Genomic DNA, 12,267 nt, shown 5'->3' with positions numbered 1-12,267 from the left:
CACGTCCAGGTCGAGCTGCTGCGCCGCCACCGCGAAGCCGCCGCCGCTGCCGGCAGCGACGAGCGCACCCGCAACGGCATCCATATCTCGATCAACGGCATCGCGGCGGGCTTGCGCAACAGCGGCTGATGTCCGTGCCTGTGGGGCTTGTGCGCGGGTGACCCTGTCCCTGTTGCTCTTCCTTCTGCCGCCGGCCAGCGGCTGAAACTGCACGCTGGTCGGAACAATGCCGTTTGGGTCAGTCGGGCTGGCAGGCTCGTAGTACCATCGAGCAGCTATAGGCTTGGGGGTAGGACCCTCGCCCCGACGACAACAGCCGGAGACTGTCTTGCCGCGGCACTCCTTGAGAATGCAGGTCATGCCATGGCCGCTGAATACGATTCGTGCCGCGATCGTGGTATTGACCCTGTTCGCGCTCGTTTTCGGGTGGTCGGACATGTTGCGCAGCATGGACCAGACCGAGGCGGCAACGGTCGAGCGCGCGCGCCATCAGGCGCGTGGGCAGGCGAAGGCCGTGGGGGAACTGGTGCAGGCAAGGCTCGACAGCCTGGACCTGGCCATCAGGTCGGTGCGCGCGGCCGTCTCCGACGGCCATGCCGCCATCGAGCGCCAGACCCGGCTTGCGCTGCAGGACATGCCGAGCAATTTCGTGCTCCAGTTGTTCATCATCGACCACGATGGTTACCTGAGCTACTCCTCGCTTGGTCCGTCACCGCGCAACTATCTTGGCGATCGCGACTACTACGCCCGCCTGGCGGACGCCGAGGATGACATCCTCGTCGTCAGCGAACCCGTGCTCGGGCGGCTGACCCAGCGCTGGAGCATCCAGGTCGCGAGGGCGATCCGCGACAATGGCGTGTTCGCGGGCGTGGTGTCGATTGCGGTGTCGGTCGAGACCTGGGCCGAGACGCTGGCGCAACTCGAGCCGGGGCGGAGAGACACGCTGACGCTGGTCGGTCGCGATGGCGAACTGTTGATGCGCTCGCTGAGCGGGCCTGAACACTACGGCAAGCAGTTGCGTCTGAGGCGCGACTTCATCGATCAGCCAGCGCTTATGGAAGGCGACTACCTTGCCGAGAGTTTTGCCGACGGCGTTTCCCGCATTTTTGGCTGGAGCCGTTTGTCGTCCGGCTTGGTCATGGTTTCGGGCCTCGCGCTCGATGACGTGCTCGCGCCGGTCAGGAAGGCGCGCGAGCAGGGCATCACGCGAGGTGTGTTCCTGAGCATCTTCTTCCTGCTCGCCGTCTCCGGGCTCCTCTATGCACTCGCGCGCTCGGCACAGGTGATGCGCCGGCTGGCCGTGCGCGAGGCACGCACCAGGAATCTGGTGGACAACATGGCCGAGGGCATCATGGTGGTCGATGATGCGATGCGCATCGTCGCTTCCAACCCGGCCCTGTGTGAGATCAGCGGTCACACCGAGGAGGTGCTCCACGGCGCAAGCCCTGCGATGCTGTGCGGCGAGACGACAGCGGCTGACGATCTGCTGGCCCTGCTGGACGTGGAGGGCGAGGACATGCGAGGTGGCGACTTCGTCGGCATGAGACCTGACGGCGCCCGCTACATTGCTCATGCACGCGTGACGCGGATGAGCAGCGACGAAGGCGGACGCCACAAGCGGCTGGTGCTGGTTGCCGACGTCACCGAATCCCGGCGCGAGGCGGATGACATCTGGCGACGTGCCAACTTCGACATGCTGACCGGCCTGCCCAATCGCGCCCTCCTGCTCGATCGGCTGGAGCGCATGATCCTGCACGCCCGGCGCGAAGGCTCGGAAGTCATCGCATTGTTCGTCGATCTCGATCTGTTCAAGCCGATCAACGATCGTTTTGGCCATGCTTTCGGTGACCGCTTGCTGTGCCAGGTCGCGCGGCGCCTGGAACAGCTGTTTCGCAGCGAGGATACCGTGGGGCGTCTGGGCGGCGACGAGTTCGTCGTGCTGATCCCTGCCAGCCCGGCGCGCGATCTCGCGGGGCAGTCTGCCCAGAAGCTCGTAGACCGCCTGTCCGAGCCTTTCGAGATCGACGGCGAAGTGGTGAGCATCTCGGCCAGTGTCGGTGTGGCCTTCTATCCGCGCGATGCCGAGACACCAGCCGACCTCATTGCCGAGGCCGACGCCGCGATGTACCGCGCCAAGCACGCGGGGCGTGCCACCTGGCGCGCCTGAGCCGTTCAGTCATCCGCCCTGGCGAGAACGATGCGGCTGCACTGCACGGCGACGAGTTGCAGACGGTTTCCGGCGCCGGCGTAGAACAGGGACGCCAGTGCGCGCCCATCCTGCCAGGGCTCGTGCATGGCAAGCGACCCACGCAGCCCCTCGAAGGCGACGGCGTCCGGATCGATGGCGTGGAAATCCACCAGGCGGAGCGCACCTGCGGCATCGTGCAGCGTCTCAAAACGCAGTGCTGCGGCGAGGTCCGGTGACGCATCGCTGAGGCCGGCTGCAAAGCGCGCGCTCTCGGCCTGACCCGGTGCGGGCCAGAGAAACTCCGGCGTGACGATCTCGAAGCGGGTGATGGCGGCCGGTGCGCCTGCTGCCGGCTGCAGCAGCCGGAGCACGAGACGCGTGTGGTCGCTGTCCTTCAGCTCGCTGCAGATCAGTTCGAGTTCATGATCGGCTTCCGTGCCGGGGCCGATGGCCGCAGTGACGATCTCGGCCGCGTACGCGCCGGCGGGTGCAAGCAGGGCGATGGCGATGCAGGTGCAAGCGATGGCGCGTGCCCGCTTGCATGCAGCCGGCGTCGGGGTGTGTGCGGTGTCCATCTGCGCGGCGTTCGGTGGGGGCGGGTGGCCGTCATTATGCCGTGCCCTGCCGCCGCTGGTTCTGCGTCTGCTCGAGCAGGCTTGAATTGCGCCATTCCATGGGCTTAAGTTGGAGCGGGACGGACGACCGGAGAGGGGACATGTCGATCACGCGTGAAGTGCTCACCCGCATGGGGGCCAGTGCGGCGAACGCCGACAAGTACCTCGATAGTCTCAATGCCGCGATGGCGGTGCATGGCATCGACTCCAGCCTGCGGGTCGCCCATTTCCTTGCCCAGCTCATGCATGAGTCGGGGATGCTGAAGACCACGGTCGAGAACATGAACTACTCGGCCGAGCGCTTGCAGGCGGTGTTCCCGCGTTACTTTCCCACTGCTGCGGAGGCCGCAGCGCATGGCAACCAGCCCGAGCGCATCGGGAATCGTGTCTATGGCGGGCGCATGGGCAATGGTGCCGAGGCGACGGGCGACGGCTACCGCTACCGCGGTCGTGGCCTGATCCAGCTCACGGGCAAGAGCAACTATCGCGCGTTCTCGGCCTGGATCGGCGATGACGTCGTCGCCATGCCCGAGCGTGTGGCCACCCAGTATGCAGTCCAGTCCGCAGTGTATTTCTGGGAGCGGAACGGTCTCAATGCGCTTGCCGATGTCGATGACCTGAGTACGATCACGCGACGCGTCAACGGCGGCCTGAATGGCTTTGCCCACCGCCGCGAATTGCTCGAGAAGGCCAGGCGCGCGCTTGCCGAGCTTGCCGCGCGCGGGGCGGTCGAGCTGCATGCGGGCCCGGTGTTCAAGGCAACGCACAAGGTGGTGCCCGCTGCCCTGAACCTGCGTACTGCACCGCGTGCCGCGGACAATACACGCATGGCGACGCTGGCGCAGGGCTGCCTGGTCGAAGTGCTGGGCGCGGCGGATGCCGATGTCTGGGTGCGCGTGCGGATCCTGCTCGATGGTGCGCTGCGCGAAGGCTTCGTTGCTGCGCGCTTCCTCGAGCCCCTGGTGCGCGGCCGTGCGCGCACCGCCGTGGCCTCCGAGGCGGCTGCGGCGAGCCTGCCGGCTGCACACATGCAGCAGGGACGTGCCGATATCACGCGCGCGCGTGACGGTGGGCGCGCCTACCCGCTCGGCGAGGAGGGACGACCGGCGCGCGGCGGACGCACGACGCAGGCGCGTGCGGCGGCGCTGGATGCCATTGTCGATTATCTGGACGTCGCTGCGCCCGCCCATCGGCGTTATCAGCCCCAAGGCGGGGCGACCTATTGCAACATCTATGCGACCGATTTTGCCTACCTTTGCGGGGCCTACCTGCCGCGGGTGTGGTGGTCCGGCCCGGCCCTGCGCCGCATTGCCGCGGGTGAGACGGTGGCGGTCAGCTACGGGCAGACTGTGCGCGAACTCAACGCCAACGCGCTGTTCGACTGGCTGGAAGACCATGGCACCGCTTTCGGCTGGGTGCGCGAGGTCGATCCGACCCTGCTCCAGGCCGCCGCCAATGCAGGTGAGGTGTGCCTGATCGTCGCCCAGCGCCGCGACCTCAACAGCCCGGGCCACATTACCGTCGTCGTCCCCGAGCGCGACGGCGCTGTTGCCCGCCGCAACGCCCGCGGCGAAGTCGTGCAGCCGCTCGAATCCCAGGCTGGGACACGCAACGTGCTGCGGGCGCCTGCTGCCAATGCATGGTGGTTGCATGCGCGCTTTCGCGCCCATGCTTTCTGGCGTCATCCTTGAACCAGGCGCCATCCTCCGGCCTGACCCCAACCCTCATCCGGGAGCATCCCCATGGCCAGACGCAAGGCTGCCCGCGCCGCCCGTACCCTGCTCAAGCTGCCGCTGTCGACGCCCGCTTCGGCGTTGGCCGACGCCCGCCCGCCATCGCTTCTCAGCCTGCCAGGCAGCCGTGCCGATGGCAGCGATGCGCTTGCGCTCGTGCCTGGCCTCGAGGTTACCGAAGTGCTGGAACTGGCTGCTGCCAGCCGTAGCGAGGAGGCGCCCGTTGTCCATGGCCTGGACGAGGATGCCGGCCTGCTCGCCCTGGAGGCGGAGGATGGCACGACCATCTTCATTCGCGCCGATGCGCTTGCAGAACAGCTCGCGCGTACCCGGCCCGAACTCGTCGATGCGGATGGCGCGGTCGACTTCGCCGGTTTCCGCGACACCCAGGACAGCACCCGCGGTGCGCTGGGCTGGGTATGGCGGCGGGTGAGCCGGCTGCACCTGCCCGAGGATGCAGTGGGCAAGGCGGCCAAGGACAAGCTGCTCGATCTTGCTGGCGGCAAGGTCGAGGACTGGGCGGCAGCCTGGGCCTCGCGCAAGGGCGCGACGGCACTGATGGCGATGATCGAGGACCGGCTGGCAGGCGAACCCGGTCTGTACGCCTGGGATGGCGGCGCGCTCGCCCGCGAGGATCTGTGCCGGGCGGGCGACGCGCGCCTGGACAGGGCGGCCAGGGCGGGCGCCTTGCTTGTCTTCATCCACGGTACCGGTTCGCACATCCTGGGCGGCTTCGGCGATCTGCGCGGCAGTTCAGCGTGGGCGGTGCTCAAGGAGCGCTTCGGCGATCGCATCTTCGGCTACGAGCACCGGACCTTCTCCCAGAGCCCGATCGACAATGCGCTGGCGCTGGTGGAGACCTTGCCAGCCGGGAGCACGATCAGCCTGGTGACGCATTCACGCGGCGGTCTGGTCGGTGACCTGCTGTGCCTGGACGGTAGCGATGGTGCGCTGGATGCGCTGATCGACGACTACCGCAGCAACATGCCCGCGCTGGCGGCGCTGCGGGGCAGTGCCAAGGCGGACGCCGAGGCCGACACCGAAGCCTATGCCGCCGGCGAGCGCGCCAAGCTGCGTCGCCTTGCCGCCCTGCTGGTCGAGCGCGCCATCACGGTCGAGCGCTATGTGCGCGTGGCCGCGCCCGCGCGCGGCACCGCGCTGCTGTCCGACAACCTCGACGTGTTCCTGTCCGGGCTGCTCAACCTGGTGCGGCGCGCCGGATCGTGGGGTGTGGGCGCGGCGGTCGGCGTGCTGGCACCGGCCGCGGCGGCCAAGGCCAAGGCGGTGGCCGATCGTGGCCTGCAGTTTCTCGCTCGCGTGGTGCTCGAGATTGCCGACAAGCGCCTGCAGCCGCAGGTGGTGCCGGGCATCGAGGCGATGCTGCCCGAAGCGCCGATGGGCATGCTGCTTGGCCGCGCCCGCATCGCTGCGACCGTGAAGGTGGGCGTCATCGCGGGTGATATCGAGGGGGGCGGTGTATTGCAGCGTATCGGCGTGATGTTCGTCGATTGGGCGCTGTTCGACCGCGCGCGCAACGACCTGGTGGTGGACACCGACTCGATGTACGGCGGCCTGGTGGCGCGTGCGGCTACTGCCGACAGTGGCGCCGAGACGCTGGCGGACGGTCCGGTCGCGGCCAGCCTGCCGGCACACCGTGCGATCTTCGTGCAAGGGCCGGAGGTCAATCACTTCCGCTATTTCCGCGACGAGGTTCAGCGCGACGGCGTGCCCTTGCCGGCCGCGCTCGCCGCCTGGCTGCGCGCAGACGCGTTGGCGGACAAGGACCCGGCGCTGGCGGCCTGGGCGCCACTGGCGCTGCCGGTGATCGACCCTGCGCTCGCCACCCGCGCCAGCCGTGGCGAGCCCGAGCCGGCCGCCAACACCGTGCCGGTGCTGTTCTTCCTGCCCGGCATCATGGGCTCGCACCTGGCTGCGGATGGGCGGCGGATCTGGCTCGACCCGATCGAACTGGCGCGCGGCAGGCTGGTGCGCATCGCCATCGACAGCAGCAAGGCGGTGAGTCCGGCCGGCCTGGTCGGCATGGCCTACGGTCGGCTCGCCGGCTACCTCGAGTCCGGCCACCGCGTGATCCGCCACGACTACGACTGGCGCCAGCCGATCGCCGAGCTCGGCAAGGCGCTCGCCGGGCGCCTGCGCCAGGCCTTGCAGGACCACCCCGACCAGCCGTTGCGCATCCTGGCGCACAGCATGGGCGGGCTGGTGGCGCGCGCGGCGTTCGCGGCCGACCCCGGCCTGTGGGCCGAGATCGTCGCCCGTCCCGGCCAGGGTGTGCGCCTGCTCATGCTCGGCACGCCCAACCAGGGCTCGCACCTGCTGGTCGAGACCCTGCTAGGCCAGTCCGACACCATTCGCATGCTCGCCCGCCTGGACCTGCGCCAGGGCCTGCAGGCCGTGCTCGACATCGTCGCCGGCTTCCCCGGTGCCGTGCATCTGCTGCCTGCGCCCGGCTTTGTCGACAGCGGCGGCGTGGCGCCCAAGGACTACTACCGCGCCGAGACCTGGGCTGAGCTCGGCGCGATCAATGATGACTTCTGGTTCGGCCGTCGCCTTGCCGGCAAGCCGACCCAGCGCGTGCTCGACGAGGCACGCGCGTTCTGGAATGCAGTCGCCGATACCGGCTGGGTCGCGCAGGCGCCCGAACGCATCGCTTACGTGTTCGGCAACGCGGACAACACGCCCTGCGGCCTGGTCCTGCTCGACGAGGGCAGCCGGCCCTTCGTGCGCATGCGCGGCACGCCCCATGGCGACGGTTCGGTGACCTGGGCCTCGGGGCGGCTTGCCGGCCTGCCGGACGAGCGCTGCTGGCACATGGCCGCCGACCACATGGGGCTGACCAGCACGGCGGATCATTTTGCCGACATCGAGGCCCTGCTCACGCGCGGGACACCGCTGCGCCTGGGCCGGCTGCCGCTCAGCCGCAGCGAGACGGCGCGCGTCCCCGTGCGTGACTACCGCGCCGGGCCACCGCCCGCCTGGCCGACCGAGGCCGAGCTCGCCAGCCGTGCGCTCGGCGGCCGTGTTCCGGCGCTGCCGCAGCGGCGACGCAGCGTGCTGCGCGTGGGTGTGCGCGCGATGGATCTGCGCTTCGTACAGATCCCGCTGCTGTGCGGGCATTACCGTGGTGACCCGATCGCGGGCGCCGAGGCCGTCATCGACCGCTGGCTGGTCGATGGTGCCCTCAGCCACCGCCAGCGCCTGGGCATCCATTCCGGCGAGCTGGGCGATGCGACCGTGGTTCTGATGCCGCGCAGCGCCGAGGAGCGCCTGCGCGGCACCAGCCGTGGCGCGGTGGTGGTCGGCCTGGGCGAGATGGGGGCGCTCGGTGCCGAGGGGGTGACCGAGGCCGTGCGGGCCGGCGCGCTGCGCTACCTGCTGCATGCGTCCGACCGCTACGGCGAGGACCATTGCGATGGCCGCGGCCGTCAGCCCGATACTGCGATTCCGCTGCGCCTCGCAAGCCTGTTGGTCGGCAGCAACTCCGCGGCCAGCCTGGACGTCGGCGAGGCGGTGAAGGCGGTGGTGCGCGGCGTGCTGCTCGCCAATCGCGACTACGCCCAGTGCGCCAAGGCGCGCAGAGGGCCGGTCGGGCGCATTGTCGAACTGGAGTTGATCGAGCTCTATCGTGATGCCGCCATCTCTGCGGCCCATGCGGTGAGCGCGCTCGACAAGAGCCTCGCCGCCGAACTCGAGCGCCTGGGCGCCCGCCTCGACCTGTCCGAGCCGCTGCGCCATGGCGAAGGCGTGCGCCAGCGCCTGAGCGTGACCCCCTTCGGCGACTACTGGCCGCGCCTTGCGGTCACCGATGCCGACGGCGAGACCGCAGCATTGATCGATGCGCCCACGCCGCTGATCCGCCATGCCCGGCGCTTCCGCTTTACCTTCATGGGCGAGAAGGCGCGTGCAGAAGTTGTCGTGCAAGCGCGCCAGCCCGGTCTCATCGAACGCCTGGCCGACGAAGCACTGACCGGGCCTGCGTCCACCCGCTACCGCGGCGGTGAGGGCAGCTTCGGCCACACCCTGTTCCAGCTGCTGGTGCCGGTGGAGTTCAAGGCGGCAGCGCGCAAGGCGCGCAACCTGATCCTGGTGGTCGACGAAAGCACTGCCAACCTGCCCTGGGAACTGCTGGAGGATGACGGCGAGCCGCTGGTGAGCCGCAGCCGCATGGTGCGCCAGTTCATGACCCGCAGCTACCGGCACAATGTCGTGCGTACCGACGCCATGACGGCCTGCGTCATCGCCAACCCGAGTACCGAGGGATACCACGTGCAGTTCGGCGGGCCGGGCTGGAAGCCTCGCGTGGATGCCGACGGCACGCCGCGCCCCGACCGCCTGCCCAGTCTGGAGGGCGCTGCGCGCGAGGGTGAGGCCGTGGTGCGCATCCTTGAGGGTGCCGGCTATACGGTGAGCCATGCGCCGCCGGACGCGCTGGCCGGCGATGTGTATGCCCGTCTCTTTGCGCGCCCCAGCCGCGTGCTGGTGATTGCTGCGCATGGCATCCACGCCTGCCGTGCCGCTGACGGCAGCTACCGCAGCGGGGTCGTGCTGTCCGATGGCTTGTTGCTGACCGCAGCCGAGATTGCCCTGATGGAGACGGTACCCGACCTCGTCTTCCTGAGCTGCTGCCACCTCGGCAAGGTCGACGTTGCACAGGGTGCGCACCGTCTGGCTGCCAGCCTAGCGCGCGAGCTCATCGACATGGGCGTGCGCTGTGTGGTCGCAGCCGGCTGGGAGGTGCGCGACGATGCGGCGCAGACCTTTGCCGAGCGCTTCTTCAGCGCGATGGCGATCGAGGGCATGCGCTTCGGCGATGCAGTGTTCGAGGCGCGTGCCGAGGCCTTGCACCGCTATCCGGACTGCAACACCTGGGGCGCCTACCAGGCCTATGGCGATCCCGCCTTCCAGCTCCGGGTGGACCAGCGTGCCGAGCGTGAGGACGGGACCTTGCTGGCGCCCGAGGAGTTGCTCGACTGGCTGGACCAACTCTGGCTGGACGGCCACAGCATCCGCAGCGAGCAGCGCGAATCCGGCTTGCGGGCACTGCAGCGCCGTATCGACCGCCGCCTGGGCCGGCTGCCCGCGCAGTGGGTAGCGCGCCCGGATGTGCAGCAGGCGCTCGGCCGCTTGTATGCCGCCTACGGCGATGTGGGCGGTTTCGACGCGGCCCGAGCGCCCTTGCTGCGTGCAATCGCGGAGGATTCGTCGCGAGGGGCGGTGCCGATCGCGGCGATCGAACTGCTGGCCAATGTCGAGGCCCGGCTGGCCGAGCAGCTCAGCCAGCCGGGCGAGGGGCAGGATCTGGTGCGTGCGCTGGGCCTTGTGGATGACGCCATTGCGCGCATGCGCGCGCTGATCCTGATCGCTTCTGCCGCGCCGGCCGTGGCGGACGCATCCTCGCCGCAGGCTGGGATGCCAGCCAGCCTGCAGCGTCAGGCGATCCTGGGCAGCGCCTGGAAGCGGCGCGCCCTGGTGCAGCTGCGCCAGCTACAGGCCGATGCCGGGTTGGTGGCCGACGGCGGCAAGCCTTCCGCACGCGCTGCGGGCACGGCCGCCTGGGCACGTGTGCGCGATGACCTGTTGCGCGCGCATGAAGCCTACGCGCTCGGCGAGGGCGATCCGGCGCAGGCCGACTGGAACCCCTACCCGTGCATGAACCGCCTGCAATTGGGCTGGCTGCTCGGCGAGTCGATCGACGCTGCCGTGCTCGATGCCTGTCTGGCTGCCGCACGCAAGCGCTTTGCGCGCAGCTTCGATTTCTTCGACGGTGCCGTGGTTGCGGACTGCGCGCTTACGCGCTGGCTCGTCGGCGATGTCGTCGAGGAGGAGGACGCCGCGGCCGCCAGGCTGGTGCAGGCCTACCGCGATGCACTGGGCATGCTTGCGGTGTCGCCGCGGCAGCTCGGTTCGGTGGCGAAGCAGCTTGGCTTGCTGGCCGGTTTCCTCGCGTTGCGCGCAGACGCCGGGGATGACCGGCGTGCAGCGGTGCTCGCAGCGGCGGCGGCGGCATTGGGCGAGGGCCTGTCGTGAGGATCGGCAGAGGAGGCCTGCAACACTGAAAGGCTATCGAAAGCACGTCTTCGTATCGTCCGCTCCACTTGGGGCGAGGCGGTTCTGCTCCGGGATAGACGAATCGATAATCGGAGGAGATCGCCGTGATGCTCAAGAAGACCCTTTTTGCCGCCGCTACCGCGGTGTTTGCCACCCTTGCCGCCGGCGTCGCCCACGCCGAGCCGGCCAAGCCCGAGTGCATCGCCCCGGCCAAGCCGGGTGGTGGCTTCGACCTCACCTGCAAGCTGGCACAGAGCGGCCTGCAGGACGGCGGCCTCCTGAAGGCGCCGATGCGCGTCACCTACATGCCGGGCGGCATCGGCGCCGTGGCCTACAACACCGTGATCGCCAACCGCCCCGCCGAAGCCGGTACCATCGTCGCCTTCTCGGGCGGTTCCTTCCTGAACCTGGCGATCGGCAAGTTCGGCAAGTACAACGAGAACGACGTGAAGTGGCTGGCTGCGGTGGGTGCCGACTACGGCGCCATCATCGTGCGCGCCGACGCGCCCTTCCAGAGCCTGAAGGATCTGATCGAGGCCACCCGCGCCAACCCGGGCAAGGTGGTGTATGGCGCTGGCGGTTCGGTCGGCAGCCAGGACTGGATGAAGTCGGCGCTGATCGCGCGCGAGGCCGGCGTCAATCACAAGAACATGCGCTACGTGGCCTTCGAAGGCGGTGGCGAGGCGATGGCCGCGCTCATGGGCGGCCATGTCCAGGCCTACTCCGGCGACGCCTCCGAGGTGCTCGGCCACCTCAAGGGCGGTCGCATCAAGGTGCTCGCCATCCTGGCGCCCGAGCGCCTGAAGGGTGAGCTGGCCGACATTCCGACCGCGATGGAGCAAGGCTACAACGTCGACTGGACGATCACGCGCGGCTTCTACGTTGGCCCCAAGGTGGCCGATGCCGACTACCAGTGGTGGCTGCAGGCCTTCGACACCATGATGGCCACGCCCGAGTTCGACAAGCTGCGCGAGGAGCGCGGGCTCTTTCCCTACCACCTGACGGGTGACGCCCTGACGGCCTACGTGCAGAAGGAAGTGGCGCGCTATCGCGAGCTCGCCGCCGAGTTCGGCCTGACGGCGCAGTAAGCCTCGCCGCTCGGGCAAGGGCGCGGGCACGACCCGCCCGCGCCGCGTGCAGGCTCCGGCTGGCGCGCTGCCCCCACTCCTGTCCCCTCCGCGCCTTGCCGGGCGCGGCCCTCACCTGAAGGGAGATCGCCATGAGCGAACGCATCTTCGGCGGCGTGCTGGTGCTCATCAGCCTCGTCGGCCTCTTCATCGCGCGCGGTTTCGAAGCGCCGTTTTCCTATGAGCCGGTCGGGCCGAAGGCCTTTCCGATGATCGTGCTGGCGCTGCTCGGCCTGTTCGCGCTGGCGCTGGTCTTCGGCAAGACCGAGAAGACCGCCTGGGCGCCGGGTCCGGTGATGCAGCGCATCGGCCTGCTGTTCCTGGTCGTGCTCGGCTATGCGCTGCTGTTCGACCGTCTCGGGTTCGTGATCGCCACCGCGCTGGTGACGCTGCCGGTCGCGCGCCTGTTCGGCGCGAGCTGGAAGCAGGCGCTGGTGAGTGGCGTCGGCCTCGGCATCGGCCTGTTCTATTTCTTTGACCGCCTGCTCGACGTCGCGCTGCCGACCGGGCTGTGGCTCAACGCGATCACGGGGTAAATC

At 69.1% G+C, this 12,267-nt stretch carries 7 protein-coding genes; 6 read left to right on the top strand and 1 reads right to left on the bottom strand.

The annotated features are described in order from the left end of the window. A partial coding sequence (locus P7F68_RS19970) for a phosphoenolpyruvate carboxylase (protein WP_422126332.1) occupies nt 1-129 on the top strand: 129 nt, incomplete at its 5' end. 229 nt (nt 130-358) lie between these two features. Further along, nucleotides 359-2,167, top strand: a complete 1,809-nt coding sequence (locus P7F68_RS11140; protein ID WP_277833142.1) for a sensor domain-containing diguanylate cyclase — start codon at nt 359-361, stop codon at nt 2,165-2,167. A gap of 5 nt (nt 2,168-2,172) precedes the next feature. On the opposite strand, the gene P7F68_RS11135 is transcribed toward P7F68_RS11140, so the two are convergent. After that, nucleotides 2,173-2,763, bottom strand: coding sequence for a hypothetical protein (locus tag P7F68_RS11135; protein ID WP_277833141.1), 591 nt, complete (start codon nt 2,761-2,763; stop codon nt 2,173-2,175). Nucleotides 2,764-2,903: 140 nt separating this feature from the next. Between P7F68_RS11135 and P7F68_RS11130 the strand changes: the two genes are divergently transcribed. The 4 genes from P7F68_RS11130 to P7F68_RS11115 all read left to right on the top strand — a co-directional run bounded on the left by P7F68_RS11130 (nt 2,904) and on the right by P7F68_RS11115 (nt 12,264). Then, a complete protein-coding gene (locus P7F68_RS11130; protein ID WP_277833139.1) occupies nt 2,904-4,493 on the top strand; it encodes a glycoside hydrolase family 19 protein in 1,590 nt (529 codons plus the stop codon). 51 nt (nt 4,494-4,544) lie between these two features. Then, nucleotides 4,545-10,580, top strand: coding sequence for a DUF7379 domain-containing protein (locus P7F68_RS11125; RefSeq protein ID WP_277833138.1), 6,036 nt, complete (start codon nt 4,545-4,547; stop codon nt 10,578-10,580). Nucleotides 10,581-10,708: 128 nt separating this feature from the next. Next, nucleotides 10,709-11,689, top strand: coding sequence for a Bug family tripartite tricarboxylate transporter substrate binding protein (locus P7F68_RS11120; RefSeq protein WP_002926290.1), 981 nt, complete (start codon nt 10,709-10,711; stop codon nt 11,687-11,689). 131 nt (nt 11,690-11,820) lie between these two features. Beyond that, a complete protein-coding gene (locus P7F68_RS11115) occupies nt 11,821-12,264 on the top strand; it encodes a tripartite tricarboxylate transporter TctB family protein (protein ID WP_002936139.1) in 444 nt (147 codons plus the stop codon). Nucleotides 12,265-12,267 lie beyond the last annotated feature (3 nt).

This window comes from Thauera mechernichensis, from assembly GCF_029588855.1.
GTDB classification, from domain to species: Bacteria; Pseudomonadota; Gammaproteobacteria; order Burkholderiales; family Rhodocyclaceae; genus Thauera; species Thauera mechernichensis.
This window is presented reverse-complemented; position numbering and strand designations above follow the sequence as displayed.